The 14934-nt window shown below is 64.4% G+C and carries 17 protein-coding genes; 9 read left to right on the plus strand and 8 right to left on the minus strand.

The window, feature by feature from the left end:
- Nucleotides 1-24 precede the first annotated feature (24 nt).
- The 5 genes from SE92_RS28880 to SE92_RS28900 all read left to right on the plus strand — a co-directional run bounded on the left by SE92_RS28880 (nt 25) and on the right by SE92_RS28900 (nt 4745).
- Complete coding sequence (locus SE92_RS28880; protein ID WP_063203820.1) at nt 25-822, plus strand: alpha/beta hydrolase; 798 nt, start codon at nt 25-27, stop codon at nt 820-822.
- A 97-nt stretch (nt 823-919) separates the two neighbouring features.
- Nucleotides 920-2254, plus strand: a complete 1335-nt coding sequence (locus SE92_RS28885) for a sodium:proton antiporter (protein ID WP_063201165.1) — start codon at nt 920-922, stop codon at nt 2252-2254.
- 50 nt (nt 2255-2304) lie between these two features.
- Nucleotides 2305-3402, plus strand: coding sequence for a calcium:cation antiporter (locus tag SE92_RS28890; protein WP_063201168.1), 1098 nt, complete (start codon nt 2305-2307; stop codon nt 3400-3402).
- Between the two features lie 21 nt (nt 3403-3423).
- The gene (locus SE92_RS28895; protein WP_063201171.1) at nt 3424-3708 is read left to right on the plus strand and encodes a cupin domain-containing protein; all 285 of its coding nucleotides are present in this window, start codon (nt 3424-3426) and stop codon (nt 3706-3708) included.
- A 92-nt stretch (nt 3709-3800) separates the two neighbouring features.
- Nucleotides 3801-4745 carry a hypothetical protein gene (locus tag SE92_RS28900; protein ID WP_063201174.1) on the plus strand — a complete coding sequence of 315 codons (945 nt, stop codon included), beginning with the start codon at nt 3801-3803 and terminating at the stop codon, nt 4743-4745.
- 15 nt (nt 4746-4760) lie between these two features.
- On the opposite strand, the gene SE92_RS28905 is transcribed toward SE92_RS28900, so the two are convergent.
- Nucleotides 4761-5411 (minus strand): tetratricopeptide repeat protein, encoded by a 651-nt coding sequence (locus SE92_RS28905; RefSeq protein ID WP_063201177.1) that lies wholly within the window; start codon nt 5409-5411, stop codon nt 4761-4763.
- 229 nt (nt 5412-5640) lie between these two features.
- A complete protein-coding gene (gene rpsU / locus SE92_RS28910) occupies nt 5641-5937 on the minus strand; it encodes a 30S ribosomal protein S21 (protein ID WP_014492442.1) in 297 nt (98 codons plus the stop codon).
- Nucleotides 5938-6197: 260 nt separating this feature from the next.
- On the opposite strand from rpsU, the gene aqpZ reads away from it, so the two are divergent.
- Nucleotides 6198-6920 (plus strand): aquaporin Z, encoded by a 723-nt coding sequence (gene aqpZ, locus SE92_RS28915; RefSeq protein ID WP_063201180.1) that lies wholly within the window; start codon nt 6198-6200, stop codon nt 6918-6920.
- Nucleotides 6921-7015: 95 nt separating this feature from the next.
- On the opposite strand, the gene SE92_RS28920 is transcribed toward aqpZ, so the two are convergent.
- Both SE92_RS28920 and purE read right to left on the minus strand, forming a co-directional pair.
- A complete protein-coding gene (locus SE92_RS28920) occupies nt 7016-8122 on the minus strand; it encodes a 5-(carboxyamino)imidazole ribonucleotide synthase (protein WP_063201183.1) in 1107 nt (368 codons plus the stop codon).
- Entirely contained in the window at nt 8119-8607 is a 489-nt protein-coding gene (gene purE, locus SE92_RS28925) for a 5-(carboxyamino)imidazole ribonucleotide mutase (protein WP_063201186.1), read from the minus strand. The genes SE92_RS28920 and purE overlap by 4 nt, the downstream gene beginning before the upstream one ends.
- A gap of 141 nt (nt 8608-8748) precedes the next feature.
- Here purE and SE92_RS28930 point away from each other — a divergent pair, with 141 nt between their 5' ends.
- Entirely contained in the window at nt 8749-9474 is a 726-nt protein-coding gene (locus tag SE92_RS28930; RefSeq protein WP_084251903.1) for a GGDEF domain-containing protein, read from the plus strand.
- On the opposite strand, the gene SE92_RS28935 is transcribed toward SE92_RS28930, so the two are convergent.
- The 3 genes from SE92_RS28935 to SE92_RS28945 form a co-directional block, all read right to left on the minus strand.
- Nucleotides 9471-9722 carry a hypothetical protein gene (locus SE92_RS28935; RefSeq protein ID WP_063201191.1) on the minus strand — a complete coding sequence of 84 codons (252 nt, stop codon included), beginning with the start codon at nt 9720-9722 and terminating at the stop codon, nt 9471-9473. The two genes, SE92_RS28930 and SE92_RS28935, sit on opposite strands and share 4 nt — an antisense overlap.
- A gap of 23 nt (nt 9723-9745) precedes the next feature.
- On the minus strand, nt 9746-9964 hold the full coding sequence (locus SE92_RS28940) for a hypothetical protein (RefSeq protein WP_063201194.1): 219 nt from the start codon (nt 9962-9964) through the stop codon (nt 9746-9748).
- A 111-nt stretch (nt 9965-10075) separates the two neighbouring features.
- Nucleotides 10076-10282, minus strand: a complete 207-nt coding sequence (locus tag SE92_RS28945) for a YdcH family protein (RefSeq protein WP_008546179.1) — start codon at nt 10280-10282, stop codon at nt 10076-10078.
- A gap of 330 nt (nt 10283-10612) precedes the next feature.
- Here SE92_RS28945 and SE92_RS28950 point away from each other — a divergent pair, with 330 nt between their 5' ends.
- Nucleotides 10613-10792 (plus strand): YdcH family protein, encoded by a 180-nt coding sequence (locus tag SE92_RS28950; protein ID WP_026201910.1) that lies wholly within the window; start codon nt 10613-10615, stop codon nt 10790-10792.
- Nucleotides 10793-10901: 109 nt separating this feature from the next.
- Here the strand turns inward: SE92_RS28950 and SE92_RS28955 are convergent, their stop codons facing one another.
- Nucleotides 10902-12005: an NAD(P)/FAD-dependent oxidoreductase gene (locus SE92_RS28955; RefSeq protein WP_063201197.1), complete on the minus strand. Its 1104-nt coding sequence runs from the start codon at nt 12003-12005 to the stop codon at nt 10902-10904.
- Between the two features lie 202 nt (nt 12006-12207).
- Here SE92_RS28955 and SE92_RS28960 point away from each other — a divergent pair, with 202 nt between their 5' ends.
- Nucleotides 12208-14892: a sensor domain-containing protein gene (locus SE92_RS28960; protein WP_063201200.1), complete on the plus strand. Its 2685-nt coding sequence runs from the start codon at nt 12208-12210 to the stop codon at nt 14890-14892.
- Nucleotides 14893-14934 lie beyond the last annotated feature (42 nt).

A 14934-nucleotide genomic window follows, 5' to 3' on the forward strand; every position in this document is an offset into this window, starting at 1 on the left:
GAAACCGGGGCCGGCCGTGCAATGATCGCTATCGCCAAATGGACCGTCATCCTGCTCGTGGCCGTCTATCTGGCCGGGCTCGTCCTGCTGTATGTCCGGCAGCGCGAGATGCTGTTTCCCATACCGACGATTGAGCGAACCTCGCCCGATGCGGCGGATTGTCCCGAGGCGGAGGAGCATGTCCTGACCACCTCGGATGGCGAGAAGGTCATTGTCTGGCACGTGCCGGCGAAACCCGGTCGTCCCGTGATCCTGTATTTTCCGGGTAATGGCGATTTCCTTGCCGGTCGTGTCAGCCGCTTCAAGGCCATGACGGCCGATGGCGCCGGCCTCGTCGCACTGTCCTATCGCGGCTATGCCGGCTCGAGCGGCGCGCCGAGCGAGCAGGGCCTGTTGCGCGACGCCGCCGCAGCCTACGCTTTCACCAGCGCGCGCTATGGGGCGGACCGAATCGTCGCCTGGGGATTTTCGCTCGGGACGGGCGTGGCGGTCGCGCTTGCCTCCGACCACGCCATCGGCAAATTGATCCTGGAGGCGCCGTACACCTCGACGGTCGATATTGCAGCATTGGCCTTCCGCTACGTGCCGGTGCGCCTGCTCATGCGCGACCAGTTTCGCTCCGACGAACGGATCGCGCGCGTCACGGTGCCGCTGCTCGTGATGCATGGCACCAATGATCTTGCCATTTCGATCCTGTTCGGAGAGCGTCTGTTCGCGCTCGCGCATGAACCGAAGCAGTTCGTTGGTTTTGCGGGCGGCGGACATGACAATCTCGATAGTTTCGGTGCGGTCGAAACGGCAAGGCGCTTCATTGGATATTAAACGACCTGTCACGCGGCTCCGGGGCGTCTTCCTCCTTGCCGTCTTCATCTTGTTGCCGCAGCAGGCATGGGCAGCCACCGGGCTCCACGGTGCGGCGATGCGCTGGCCCTATGCGCTGCCCTTTGCCGGTCTGTTGCTGTCGATCGCGCTCGGGCCGCTGTTGTTTCCGAAGATCTGGCACCACCATTACGGCAAGATCGCCGCCGCCTGGTCGCTGGCGGCGCTGGTCTCGCTGGTGATTTTTGCCGGAGGCGCGGCGACGCTGGCGGCGCTCGTGCATGCTCTGCTCGCTGAATATCTCGGCTTCATCGTGCTGCTGTTCTCGCTCTATGTCGTGGCGGGCGGCATCCTCATCACCGGCGACATCAAGGCCACGCCGGCGATCAATGCCGGCATCCTCGCGCTCGGCACACTGGGTGCGAGCATCGTCGGCACCACGGGTGCCGCGATGATCCTGATTCGTCCGCTGATCCGGGCCAACCGGCCGCGGCGCCACAACGCTCATGTCATCGTCTTCTTCATCATCCTGGTTGCCAATGTCGGCGGCGCGTTGAGCCCGCTCGGCGATCCCCCATTGTTCGTCGGTTTCCTGCACGGCGTCGACTTCTTCTGGACCACCCGGACCATCTGGCTGCAGACCGCGGTCGTGGCCGGATTGCTGCTTGCCATCTTCGTCGCCGTCGACGTCTGGCGCTTCCGCAGCGAGCCTTTGCTCGACGACGCCGGCCCCGGCAAGCCCGTCCGCATCCGCGGCCTCGTCAATCTCGTGCTGATAGCCGCCATCGTCGCGACCTTGCTGGCCTCGGCGATGTGGAAGCCCGGCATTGCCTTCGACGTTCTCGGAACGAAGTTCGAACTGGAGGATATCGCGCGCAATCTGGCGCTGCTGGCCATCGCGGCGCTGTCGGTGTGGCTGACGCCCGACGAGCACAGGCAGGCCAACGGCTTCACCTGGGAGCCGATCCGCGAGGTCGCAAAGCTGTTCGCGGGCATCTTCGTCGCCATCATCCCGGTCATTGCCATGCTCAATGCCGGCCATGACGGCGCCTTCGCCTGGCTGTTGTCGGCGGTGACGGGGCCGGATGGTGCGCCGCGCGAGGTCGCCTATTTCTGGTTCACCGGCCTGATGTCCGCGTTCCTCGACAATGCGCCGACCTATCTGCTGTTCTTCGAGCTCGCCGGCGGCGACCCGCAAGTGCTGATGCATCAGCTGTCGGGCACGCTCGCCTCGATCTCCATGGGCGCGGTCTACATGGGCGCGCTCACCTATATCGGCAACGCGCCGAACTTCATGGTGAGCAGCATTGCCAGCGAGAACGGCATCGAGATGCCGAGCTTCTTCGGCTATTTCCTGCGGGCCGGCGCCGTGCTGATCCCGCTGTTCCTGCTGCTGACGCTGCTGCCGGTGGCGCCGATCCTGCGCTGGCATTGAATCTGCCAGCCGATTTGCTACTGCTCGGCTGACATGATTGGATCCGGTGGATGAGCGCCCAAAATCCGATGCCCCGGTCATCCTGGATCTTCCCGGCGCTGGCCGTGCTGTTGTTCGCAGCCGTCAGCGCGACGGATTACGTGTTCACGCTGTCGCCGAGTGGGCTCGTCTTCGCCATCGTCCTCCTGGTCATCCTGTTCGGCGCGGTGTTCGCCGCGGTTCATCATGCCGAAGTGATCGCGGAGCGGGTCGGCGAACCCTATGGCACGCTGGTGCTGACGCTCTCGGTGACCATCATCGAGGTGGCGCTGATCACCACGATCATGCTGGGCGACAAGCCTGCGCCGGCACTGGCGCGTGACACCGTGTTCGCCGTGGTCATGATCGTCTGCAACGGCCTCGTCGGGCTCTGCATCTTCATCGGCGGCCTGCGCTATCGCGAGCAGGGCTTTCAGCTCTCCGGCGCCAACGTCTATCTCAGCGTCCTGTTCGCGCTCGCGACCATCACCCTGATCATGCCGAACTACACGACCAGCACGCCGGGGCCGGTCTATTCGACGGCTCAGCTCGGTTTCGTCGACGTGGTCACGCTCGCCCTGTACTCCGTGTTCCTCTACACCCAGACCGTCCTGCACAAGGATTACTTCGTTCACGAGCGGGCGGAGGGGGAGAGCGGCGAGGCATATCTGTCGGGCAGGATGCTGGCGCTCAGCGCCATGCTGCTGCTGGTTGCCCTGCTGGCGGTCGTGCTGCTCGCCAAGAAGTTCTCGCTGGTGGTCGACGCCGTCGCCGCCAAGATCGGCGCGCCGCCGGCCTTTGCCGGGCTCCTGGTCGCGCTCCTGATCCTGATGCCGGAAGGTCTCGCGGCCGTCGCGGCGGCCCGCAAGAACGATCTCCAAAAGAGCATCAACCTCGCGCTGGGCTCGTCGCTGGCGACCATCGGGCTGACCATCCCGGCCGTCGGCGTCGCCACCTACGCGCTCGACAAGGAGCTCGAGCTCGGCCTCAACGCTCAGGGCAGCGTGCTCCTGCTCCTGACCTTCTTCCTGAGCATGCTGACCTTCGGCACGGGCAGGACCAATGTCCTGTTCGGACTGGTCCATATGGTGGTATTTGCGGTCTACGTGTTCATGGTCTTCGTGCCCTGAGGTGCGATAGGGGGAGTTCCGATGCTTGCTGCCAAGTCCGAGGTTCAAGTCGATAATGAGGAGGTTCGGGTGACGGAATGGCGCCTTCCGCCCGGCGCCGCCACCGGGCATCACACCCACGGCATGGACTACGTCATTGTTCCCTTCGTCGCGGGGGAGATGACCATCGTGGCGCCCACCGGCGAGCGTTCCAAGGCGCAGCTTGCGGCCGGGAAATCCTATTTCCGCAAGGCCGGCGTCCAACATGACGTACTTAACGAAACCTCAACCGAGATCGTGTTCCTTGAGATCGAGCTGAAGCCGTAAGTCCGGCCTTAACACTTGCCATCGATCCGTCGCAGTTGATCCCTTACAATGCCCCAAAGTTCCCGCATCAGATCGCGCGGGGAGTGGCCGGAATGCTGAAATACCTCGCTAAAATCTCGACGGATATTTTCCCCTCGGTGCTCGCGACGATCATCGGGGCGTACATCGTTAACCACTACATCAACGCCAAGCCGGCGGCTGATGCCCCTTCGGCCGTCGTGGCTCCCGCCGAAGCCGGCAAGGACGGCAAGCCGGCCGATGTGGCCAATCTCCCGGCGCCCGGCGTCAAGGCCAAAGGCATTCTCGAGAAGCATGTGACGGATAAGCCGGCGGCTGAAAAGCCTGCCGACCAGCCGTCCGTCGAGCACAAGGCCGCGGATGTCACCCCGGCCGAGGCCAGTCCGCGGGGCAAGCCGTCGGCGCGTGAGAAGGCGGCTGCCAAGTCTACGCCGACCTCAACCCCGGCCGCCACCGCTCCCGCTGCTCCGGTGGTCGAGGCCAATTCGGCGTCGGCTGCGGCGGCTCCTGCCGCCGACGCCAACGACCTCGTGCGTGCCGCGATCGAGCGCCTGCGAAAATCGCCTGAGGGCAAATCGGCTGAGGCGAAATCTTCCGAAACCAAGCCTGCCGAGTTGCGGCCGGCCGAGACCAAGGCAGCCGAGAAGCCGGCAGAGCCCGCCATGCGGGAGGCCGCACGCGCGCCGGAGGCCCCGCGCGTCATCAGTATGGAGCCGGCTACGGTCCGTCCGCTGCCGCCGCCGATCACGGTGTCGACGCCCTCATCCGAGGCCTATGGCAACGCTGGCTCCTCGTCGGCCAATCCGCCCTACACGGCCTCGGTCGGCAACGACGATCCGAATCGGATGACGCCGCCGGCTGACATTCCCGTGCCGGTGATCGCGCCGCCGCTCGATCTGCGTGCCGACGCCGGCGCCTCCTTGCCGCGGCCGAAGAAGACCAATGTCGCCGACGAGATGCTGTCGGGCATGAAGTCGATGTTCCACTCGGTCCTGCCGAAGAACTCCACCCCGGATTAAGAGCGTTCGCTGCCGTCAGCCGCCGACGCGGGCGAGGCCGCTGCGCGCGGCGTCGTCGCGTGGGCGAAGCGAGACAGCCCTGGTGTAGGACGCCGCCGCCTTGGCCTTGTCGCCCAGCCGTTCATAAGCCTGTCCCCGCGTGGTCCAGACCTGCGCGTTGTGCGGATCGGCCTCGGAGGCCTCATCCAGATCGGCTGTGGCCTCCTTGACCTTGCCGAGCGCGAGATAGCTGATGGCGCGGCCGAGCAGCGGCTCGACCTTCTGCGGGTTGAGGCCGCTCGCAGCGCTGAAATCGGCGATGGCGAAATCGTGCTGGTTATTGCCCTGATAGATCAGAGCGCGGCCATAGAGCGCCTGCGCATTATAGGGATCGAGCCCGACCGCGCGATTGAACTCGTCGAGCGCTGCCGCGGTCTCGCCGGACTTCGCCAGGGATTGGGCTTTTGCGGTGTGGGCCTGAGCTTCGGTGACGTTGCCGGCGCTCACTGCGCTCTCAGCGGGTGCGGCCGCCTTGGGTGCTTCCTGAGGCTTGTCCTTCTCCGGCATCAGCGATCCCAGGTCGAAGGAGCAGCCGCACAGCGCAATCCCCGTCAAAGCCAGCGTCAACGGCCGCTGCCAGATCTGGCGTCGCCGGGCCAAGCCGCGCTCGGGGAAAGGGGAGGCCATCTACGGTTCGCTCGCGCTAGAGCATGATCCGGCAAAGTGTGAAGCGGTTTTCCGAAGAGATCATGCTCAAACAACAAAACAAAGCGCGATGATAATTTGTCCTAGTCTCATCGCGCTTTGACGCCGCATCGGTAGTGCCCGTCCCGGAAAGGCACCGCTCATAAACAATAACGCGGGCCAGGGGCCCGCGTCATCGGAAACTGAAGTCTTGCTAAATGCTGTCGGTCGATCAGCGCGGTCCGCGCGGACCTGCGCCCGGGCCGCTACGACCGCCACGATCGCCGCCTGGACCGGCGCCGAACACCGGCTTCGGCTTCATCGGCAGCAGGCCTTCGCGCTGCAGCTTCTTGCGGGCCAGCTTGCGCGCGCGGCGCACGGCCTCGGCCTTTTCGCGGGCCTTCTTCTCGGAGGGCTTTTCGTAGTGACCGCGGAGCTTCATCTCGCGGAAAATACCCTCGCGCTGCATCTTCTTCTTCAGCGCCTTGAGGGCTTGATCGACATTGTTATCGCGAACGAGAACCTGCACGCGGCATCCTCTTTGGTGGATCGGATTTGAATTCTGGTAAGACGAAGGGGATGGCGAAACGCGCAAGCCCTTAACCTTGAGGGCGCGGATGTATCAGACAAAACCGGGGATGTCCACCGGTCAAGCGGGGATTCGGGCCAAGTTCAGCCATTAAATGAGGCAAAATATCTCCCTGCGGCCCTGATTTGGGAGATTTGACGCCAAGGGTGGGGCCGTTTCCGGAGCTTTGTTCCGGAAACTTTGAAAGTAGGGGACGACACATGGACATCAAGAAATACGCCGCCGAAGCCATCGGCACATTTTGGCTCACATTCGCAGGTTGCGGGAGCGCGGTGATCGCCGCCGGCTTTCCGCAGGTCGGAATCGGCCTGGTCGGCGTTTCCCTCGCATTCGGCTTGAGCGTCGTCACCATGGCCTATGCCATCGGCCATATCTCGGGTTGCCATCTCAACCCGGCGGTCACGGTCGGGCTTGCTGCCGGCGGCCGTTTTCCCGCCGGCCAGATCCTGCCCTATGTGATCGCGCAGGTAGCTGGCGCGATCGTGGCCGCGGGGCTGCTCTATGTCATCGCGAGCGGGGCTCCCGGCTTCGACGTCAGCAAAGGCTTCGCATCCAACGGCTATGATGCGCATTCGCCGGGCCAGTACAGCATGATCGTGTGCTTCCTCACCGAGGTGGTGATGACCATGATGTTCCTGTTCATCATCATGGGTGCCACGCATGGCCGTGCGCCCGCGGGCTTCGCACCGCTCGCGATCGGGCTCGCGCTGGTGATGATCCATCTGGTCAGCATCCCCGTCACCAACACGTCGGTGAACCCGGCGCGCAGCACCGGCCCGGCGCTGTTCGTCGGTGGCTGGGCGACGGCACAGCTGTGGCTGTTCTGGGTCGCACCGCTGATCGGGGGCGCGCTGGGCGGGGTGATCTATCGCTGGCTCAGCGAGGAGCCGGCCGGCGTCGTCGCGGGCGCGAAGACGGCGTAGACAGCGTTTTCGAGCGACGCAGATACCGCTTCGCGTCAGGAAAACGCGTCAAAAGAACATCGCGCAGCGGGGTCGCAGCAATCGCTGCGGTCCCGCTACTTGCCCTTCGTCGGCCGGACTTCGGTGACGTGGCCCATCTTGCGGCCCGGGCGCGGCGTGCCCTTGCCGTAGATGTGCACCGTGGCGCCGGGGACGGTCAGCCATTTTTCGTAGTCGTTGATCTCGTCGCCGATCAAATTGGTCATGGTGACGATTTCACCGTGACGCACAGGCTTGCCGAGCGGCCAGCCGGCGATGGCGCGGATATGCTGCTCGAACTGCGAGACGGAGGCGCCGTCGAGCGTCCAGTGCCCGGAATTGTGCACGCGCGGGGCGATCTCGTTGACCAGCACCTTCGGTCCGGTGCCGTTGGCCAGCACGAACATCTCGACGGCGAGCACGCCGACATAGTCGAGCGCGCTCGCGATCTTGCCGGCGATGCTGCGCGCCTCTTCGGCGAGCGAATCCGGGATCGGCGCGGGGGCGCGCGATATCTTCAGGATGTGGTCGCGGTGCTCGTTCTCGGTGACGTCGAAACACTCGACCTCGCCAGTGGCCGAGCGCGCGGCGACCACGGAAATCTCGCGCTCATATGGCACGAAGGCTTCCAGGATCGCGGATTTGGTGGCGAGGCTCGTCCACACTTTCGCGATGTCGTCGCCCTCGCGGATGATGGCCTGGCCCTTGCCGTCATAGCCGAAGCGGCGGGTCTTGAGCACGGCCGGCAGTCCGATCCTGACGATGGCCTCGCGCAGTGATGCGACCGAGGTGACATCGGCATAGGCCGCGGTGCCGATGCCGAGCCGGGTGACGAAATCCTTCTCGGCGAGACGATCCTGGGTGGTCTCGAGGATCTTGCGGTTGGGCAGCACCGGGCGGCGTGCGTCCAGCACCATTGCGGCGGCCGAGGGTACGTTCTCGAATTCGTAGGTGATGACGTCGACGTCGCCCGCGAACAGCTCGAGCGCTTCGACATCGGCATATTCGGCGCAGGTCGCATTCAAGACGACGTCGAAGGCCGGCGAGTCCGGATCGGGCGAGAATATCTGGCAGCGCAAGCCGAGCCGTGCCGCGGCCATCGCCAGCATCCGCCCCAATTGTCCGCCGCCGAGAATTCCGATGGTGTCGCCGGGCTTCAGCTTCACCTGCTTTGCATCGCTCACGCCTTGTCCTCCGGACGCTCGGCCACGGCCTCGGTCTGCGCTGTGCGCCAGGCGGCGAGGCGATCGGACAAGGCCGGGTCGGACAATGCCAGCACTGACGCTGCCAGCAGTGCGGCGTTGATCGCGCCGGCCTTGCCGATGGCGAGGGTGCCGACAGGAATGCCGGCGGGCATCTGGACGATCGAATACAGGGAATCGAGGCCCTTGAGCGTCTTGGATTCGACGGGAACGCCGAACACCGGCAGTTCCGTCAGCGCCGCCGCCATGCCGGGCAGATGGGCAGCGCCGCCAGCGCCGGCGATGATGACCTTGTAGCCCGCGGCCTTGGCCCCCTTGGCGAAAGCAAACAGCCGGTCGGGGGTGCGGTGGGCCGAAACGATGCGGGTGTCGGCGGCCACGCCGAGCGCGGCAAGCGTGTCGGCGGCATGCCGCATCGTGTCCCAGTCCGACTGGCTTCCCATGATGATGGCGATCGGCGCGGTCATGACGTTAATTGTGCTCGAAAAACAGAAGGATAGGCCAGATTAACGGTTCCGGCCGGCGGCTCGCAAGGCGGTGGCAAGGAGAAGGGAATCCACTATCCTGTCTTGGTGAATCCCCGCAAGCCTTCATTGAGCAGGATGCCCATGAAGAAACTAAAAAGGGCAAGCGCTGCGAAGGCCAAAAAGGGCCGGAAGACCAGTGCCGGCCGATCCAAGGCCCACTCCAAGCGACCGACCCGGCGTTCAGCGAAGCCGCCGGGGCGCGGCGCGCCGGGCGATGATGGAGCCAAGGAGACCTTCAGGACGACGATTCGGGACCTGCGAACAAAGCTCAAGCAGGCGCAGCGCCGGGTCGCGGAACTGGAGGCCGCGGCTGACACGGATTTCCTGCTCGAGATTCCCAACCGGCGCGGCTTCGAGCGCGAGCTCGCGCGCGCCATCGCCTATATGAAGCGCTACCGCGCCAGTGGGGCGCTCATCGTGCTCGACGTCGATCGGTTGAAGCCGATCAACGATTCGTTCGGTCACGGAGCCGGCGACGAGGTGCTCAAGGCGATTGCCGCCACGCTGACGCGGCAGGTTCGTGCCTCCGATGTGGTCGGCCGGCTCGGCGGCGACGAGTTCGCGCTGTTGCTCTGGAATCTCAGCGAGACCGACGCCAAGGCGAAGGCGGCTGCCTTTGAGCAGGCGGTCGACGAATTGTCCTTTGTCTTTCGCGGCCAGCACGTGACCGCGGGCGCCTCCGCAGGCGTCGCGCTGCTGGGGGCGCAGTCCGACGCCGGCCGCGCCTTGGAGGAGGCGGACGCCGCCATGTATGTACGCAAGGCGCACCGGCGGCACGAGCCGCGGATCAGGCTGGTCAGCAGCTAAAGCGCGCTGAGGTCCGGCGGTACGTTGCCAAATTTCCGCAGCAATTTCGCGTCTCCGAACTCGCCGGTCAGGGGATCGCCGCTGCGGCTGAACGCGACAGCGCCGATGTGGCCGGCGCCGTGCGCGAGCATTTCCGCACGACGCAGGGCGGCAGTCGATGTCTGGCATTCCTCGGCTGCACCTGCGACCGGCGATCCGTCCTCGTCGGTCAGGAAGGGCAATGCAACGTAATAGGTGACGTCGGGCATGGTCGGCTCCGATGGCTGACGGTTCAGGCGGCGCTGCTCTTGCTCCGCACCCTGCTGCGCGAAATGTCCGGAATGCAGCCGGCGGAAATCGCCGCCTGCAATTCCTCCAGCTCGGCTTCCAGATATTCGTTGGCCATGATCAGCGCCTTGATGGTGCTGCGCAGATTGCCGTCGCACATCGCGATCGCCTGATCGCAGGCCTGTTCATAATGGCTGTTGTCGAGAAGGGCAGTTGCCGACATCTGCGTTGTCCTTGCCAATGGTCTTGAGCGTTTCCTGGGATGCTCGAATGTTCCTATTTTGTTCTTTTGGAGTCAAGCGGATTCATGAGCGCGGCGAAACGCCGGCTCGGATCAGGCGATGATGTCGGGGGTGATCTGATCTTCGATGAAGGCGATGCGGTCGCGCAACAACAGCTTGCGCTTCTTCAACCGCTGCAACCGCAATAGGTCGGGGGCGGGCGATTGATGCAGTGCATCGATCGCCGCATCGAGATCTCGGTGTTCCTGCTGCAACCGGGTGAGCTCGGCTTCGAGCTCACGCTCGTCTTCATTGGTCATGTCTGCGGTGGCCGAAAACCGATAGGCGTGAGACTCTGGGCTGTGGATGCCCTGTGGAAATTATCGTCCTTGCGCGGCATGACCGCAAGCGATCTGCGACCATCGTTCGCCGATCTCCAGCGAGATATTTCCGCTGATCTCTGCGGCGCTGCGCAAGCGCATTGATATCATGGATTTTTCCCGCGCGGTTCCTTTACTCACGCTTCGTTACATATGAATTTTCAAAAATGAAGCTGCGACGACGGATACCCATCGACAGAACGAATCGGTGATGTAGACTTCGTTGTCCGGATCGAATCCTGAGGTTCAACCCTACCGAGGAGGTTTCGAATGACAATTCAGGCACATCTCGTTGAATTGGAGCGGAAGCACAAACTTCTCGAAAACGAATTGCACGAAGCTCTCGTGCACCTTTCAACAGACGACCTGCAAATTGTTGAGTTGAAGCGCCGGAAGTTGATGGTCAAGGACCAGATCGAGCGTCTGAGGCACGGCGACACGCTCCACTAGTAACCCCCCGTAACAGCGTAGAGTTGATCGCACCCTATCACGCAGGGATGAGAGTCTATGCGCTCATCCCTGCTGTTGGGTGCGGACCACGCAAAGATGTTTGCGCGGTTTAGATGTTTGCGAGCTCGACGACGTGATCGGCGATCGCGAGCGACGATGTCAGTCCCGGCGATTCGATGCCGAACAGATTGACCAGGCCTGCGACGCCGTGATCGCGCGGGCCCTGCATCAGGAAGTCCTGCGTCGCCACTGCGGGCGGTACGATCTTCGGCCGGATTCCCGAATAGCTCGGCATCAGCGCGCCGTCAGGCAGTGTCGGCCAGTATTTGCGGATCGCCGGATAGAAGCGCTCGGCGCGTGACGGGTCGACTTCGTAATTGATCGTCTCGATCCACTCGACGTCGGGGCCGAAGCGCGCTTGGCCTGCCATGTCCAGCGTCAGATGCACGCCTAACCCTCCGGGCTCAGGCACCGGATAGATCAGGCGCGAGAACGGCGCCTTGGCATTGCAGCTGAAGTAATTGCCCTTGGCGAGATAGGCCGGCGGAATCCGGTCCAGCGGCATGCCGTCGATGTTGCGCGCCACTTCCGTCGCCGAGAGCCCCGCGGCGTTGACGAGGAGGCTGCATTGCAGCGTCATCGGCGCCTCGCCGCCGGCTTCGATCTCGATGAGGCCGCCTCCCGTCTTGGCGCGGATCAGCGGGGTGTGAAACGCGAAGGCCGTGCCTGATGCCTCGGCTTCGCCGCGCAGCGAGAGCATATAGGCGTGGCTGTCGATGATCCCCGTTGACGGCGACAGCAGCGCGGCGTCGCAGGCGAGCGCCGGCTCGAGCGCGCGTGCCGCCTCGCCCGCGAGCAGCTGCATGTCGAGCACGCCATTGGCTTCGGCATGCGCCTTGATCGACTGCAGCTTCTCGGTCTCTTTCGGGTTCGTCGCGACGATCAGCTTGCCGCAATTCCTGTGCGGGATGCCGCGCTCGGCACAGTAGCGGTAGAGCGCGTGCTTGCCGTCGACGCACATGCGCGCCATCCAGCTCCCGGCGCGGTAGTAGATGCCGGCATGGATCACCTCACTGTTGCGCGAGGAGGTGATGGTGCCGATCGCCTCGGCCTGCTCGATCACGATGACCTCGCGCCCGGCCTGCGCCAGCTTTCGGGCCACCGCGAGCCCGACCACGCCGGCTCCGATGACGACGCAATCGACCCTATCCATGGTTGTGCAGGATGTCCGCTGGAAGCCCCGGTGGCATCAGCCTTGGGACGAGAGGCACAGGGCCGTTTTCCGTTAAGGAAGAATTTATCATGTCAGGGCAATTGCCGTATTTCACGTCACATTTTTCTGTTGCGCGTACAGGCGTTTACCCGATCCAAACCCGTGAAGCCAGACAATCCGACGTTGAAATCGCGGGTGGCTGATGGCTGAGAAGAACTGGCACGAGGGCAGCACGCTTCCGATTGCTGTGCAGGCCGTTGTGTGCCTGGCCGGCACGGTTGCGCCCGCGCGCGCCTTCGCGCTGTCGGACAGTCTTGCCGCGCCGAGCTATCTCGGCCAGCTGGATCCCAACGTGGTCTGGGAGGTCCTGATCGCGGGCATCGTCGTTTGCGCGTTCCTCGCCGCGATCGCGCTGTGGATCCATTCGTCGCTGCGCCGGACCAGGCGTTTGCAGTTGCGGCGCAACGCCTTCGTCTCCTCCGCCATGAACAATCTCAACCAGGGCGTGGTGATGACGGATGCGCAGCGCCGCATCATCTTCTGCAACGACCGCTATCTCGAGATCTACGGCCTGACCCGGTCGGATATCTGGGCCAACATGGACGGCTATGAGCTGCTCGAGCTGCGCCGCAAGCGCGGGGTGCTCGGCGTTTCCGACGACGAGTTCTACGACAAGGCGGCGAGCACCAACGGCCTGATCACCGAGCTGCCGGACGGACGGGCCATCCTGGTGAAATATTTCGTGCTGCCGAACGGCGGCTCGGTGGCGACGCATCTCGACGTCAGCGAGCAGCGCCGGCTGTCGCGGCAACTCGCCTCGACCAAGCAGTTCCTCGAAACGGTGCTGGACAACGTGCCGGCCTGCGTCGCCGCCAAGAACATCGAGGACGGCCGCTATATCTTCGCCAACAGCGCCTATGAGCGGTTCTGGGGCTTCTCGCGCGATCACGTCGTCGGCAAGAATGCGCGCGAGCTGTTCGGGGCCGCCTCGGCCGATACCATCGAGGCGACCGACCGGGCGGCGCTGGATTCAACGGACGGCCAATTCCGCAACGAATTCGAGGTCGATCGCGGCGGCGAGCGGCGCATGGTCGCCTCGGTCCGGATCGTGGTCCGCAACGAGAACAACAAGCCCGAATTCCTGATGCTGGTGTTCGAGGACATCACCGACCGCCGCTCGCTGTCGAAGGAGCTGGAGAGCGCCAAGAAGTTCCTCGAACTGGTGGTCGACAACATTCCGGTGGCGCTGATCGTCGAGCAGGTCAAGGACGGCCGCTACCTGCTCGCCAATCGCAGCGCGGAGACGATTCTCAACCGCCGCCGCGAGGAGGCCACGGGCCTGACCGCGTCCGACATCTTCAATCCCAAGGAAGCCAAGCTGATCATCGCGCGCGACGAGGCCGCGATCAAGAAACGCGGGATGATCACCGAGGAGCATCCGATCTCCACCAAGGACGGGCTGCGGCTGTTTCTGACCCGCCGCGCCACGGTGCTCGGCGAGGCCGGCGAGCCGCAATATCTGATCAAGACCCACGAGGACGTCACCGATCGCCGGCAGACCGAGTCGCGCATGGCGCACATGGCCTATCACGACGGCCTCACCGATTTGCCGAACCGGGCCGCCTTCCTGCAGGCTCTGACCCAGATGATCGAGGCCTGCGAAGGCACCGGCGAGGAGTTCGCCGTCCTCTGCGTCGATCTCGACGGCCTCAAGGAGGTCAACGACGTCTTTGGCCATGCGCTCGGCGACAAGCTCCTGATCGAGGTGGCCCAGCGGCTTCAGGACTCCGCCCGCGGTGGCGTGGTGGCGCGGCTGTCCGGCGACGAATTCGGCCTCATCATCGACGGCAAGCAGCCGGACGCGGGCCTTGCGCTGGCGCAGCAGCTTGGCGAAGCGGTCGCGAGGGAATTCCAGATCGACGGCCGGGCGGTCCGCGCCGGCGCCACCACCGGCATGGCGATCTTCCCGCACAATGGCAGCGATGGCGCCTCGCTGCTCGCCAATGCCGGCGCGGCGCTGTTCCGCGCCAAGCAGAAGTCCCGCGGCACGATCAGCCTGTACCAGCCCGAGATGGACCAGCAGATCCGCGATCGCCGCGTGCTGCATCAGGATTTGTCGATGGCGATCAAGAACGGCGAGCTCTCGCTCGCCTTCCAGCCGCAGGGGGCCGCGGGCCACAGCGTCGCCGAGAGCGAGATCATCGGCTTCGAGGCGCTGGCGCGCTGGCAGCATCCGGTGCGCGGCCAGGTCTCGCCGGCCGAATTCATCCCGATCGCCGAAGAGAGCGGCCTGATCGTCGAGATGGGCGAGTGGATCCTGCGCGAGGCCTGCCGCGAGGCGGCGTCCTGGCCGAAGCAGCTCCAGGTCGCGGTCAATCTGTCGCCGGCGCAGTTCATGCACGGCGACGTGGTCGGCCTGGTCCATTCGATCCTGCTCGAGACCGGCCTTGCACCCGGCCGGCTCGAGCTGGAAATTACCGAGGGCGTGCTGATCGAGGATTTCGACCGGGGCCTTGCGCTGCTGCGCCGCCTCAAGGCGCTCGGCGTGCGCATCTCCATGGACGATTTCGGCAGCGGCTACTCTTCGCTGAGCTATCTCCAGGCGTTCCCGTTCGACAAGATCAAGATCGACCGCGCCTTCATCATCAATCTCGGCCGCAACCCGCAATCGGCCGCGATCGTCCGTGCCGTCATCGATCTCGGCCACGGTCTCGACATGTCGATCATTGCCGAGGGCGTCGAGACGATCGAGCAACTCGCCTTCCTGGCCAAGGAGGGCTGCGACGGCGTGCAGGGCTATCTGCTCGGCAAGCCCTTGCCGATCGGGAAATATGCCGGGCTCGTCGGCCGCACTGAGGTCATCGAGCTTGCGCTCAAGACCGGCTAGAAGCGTTTTCGGGCGAAGCGGACACCACTTCGCGTCAGGAAA

Origin of the sequence: Bradyrhizobium sp. AT1 (assembly GCF_001590795.1) — a bacterium.
Lineage (GTDB): Bacteria > Pseudomonadota > Alphaproteobacteria > Rhizobiales > Xanthobacteraceae > Bradyrhizobium.

Bases quoted from the DNA above. Each gene is read 5' to 3' on its own strand.
- SE92_RS28885 (WP_063201165.1), top strand. From the start codon at position 920: ATGCGCTGGCCCTATGCGCTGCCCTTTGCCGGTCTGTTGCTGTCGATC.
- SE92_RS28890 (WP_063201168.1), top strand. From the start codon at position 2,305: ATGAGCGCCCAAAATCCGATGCCCCGGTCATCCTGGATCTTCCCGGCG.
- SE92_RS28895 (WP_063201171.1), top strand. From the start codon at position 3,424: ATGCTTGCTGCCAAGTCCGAGGTTCAAGTCGATAATGAGGAGGTTCGG.
- SE92_RS28900 (WP_063201174.1), top strand. From the start codon at position 3,801: ATGCTGAAATACCTCGCTAAAATCTCGACGGATATTTTCCCCTCGGTG.
- SE92_RS28905 (WP_063201177.1), bottom strand. From the start codon at position 5,411: ATGGCCTCCCCTTTCCCCGAGCGCGGCTTGGCCCGGCGACGCCAGATC.
- aqpZ (WP_063201180.1), top strand. From the start codon at position 6,198: ATGGACATCAAGAAATACGCCGCCGAAGCCATCGGCACATTTTGGCTC.
- purE (WP_063201186.1), bottom strand. From the start codon at position 8,607: ATGACCGCGCCGATCGCCATCATCATGGGAAGCCAGTCGGACTGGGAC.
- SE92_RS28930 (WP_084251903.1), top strand. From the start codon at position 8,749: ATGAAGAAACTAAAAAGGGCAAGCGCTGCGAAGGCCAAAAAGGGCCGG.
- SE92_RS28935 (WP_063201191.1), bottom strand. From the start codon at position 9,722: ATGCCCGACGTCACCTATTACGTTGCATTGCCCTTCCTGACCGACGAG.
- SE92_RS28940 (WP_063201194.1), bottom strand. From the start codon at position 9,964: ATGTCGGCAACTGCCCTTCTCGACAACAGCCATTATGAACAGGCCTGC.
- SE92_RS28945 (WP_008546179.1), bottom strand. From the start codon at position 10,282: ATGACCAATGAAGACGAGCGTGAGCTCGAAGCCGAGCTCACCCGGTTG.
- SE92_RS28950 (WP_026201910.1), top strand. From the start codon at position 10,613: ATGACAATTCAGGCACATCTCGTTGAATTGGAGCGGAAGCACAAACTT.
- SE92_RS28955 (WP_063201197.1), bottom strand. From the start codon at position 12,005: ATGGATAGGGTCGATTGCGTCGTCATCGGAGCCGGCGTGGTCGGGCTC.
- SE92_RS28960 (WP_063201200.1), top strand. From the start codon at position 12,208: ATGGCTGAGAAGAACTGGCACGAGGGCAGCACGCTTCCGATTGCTGTG.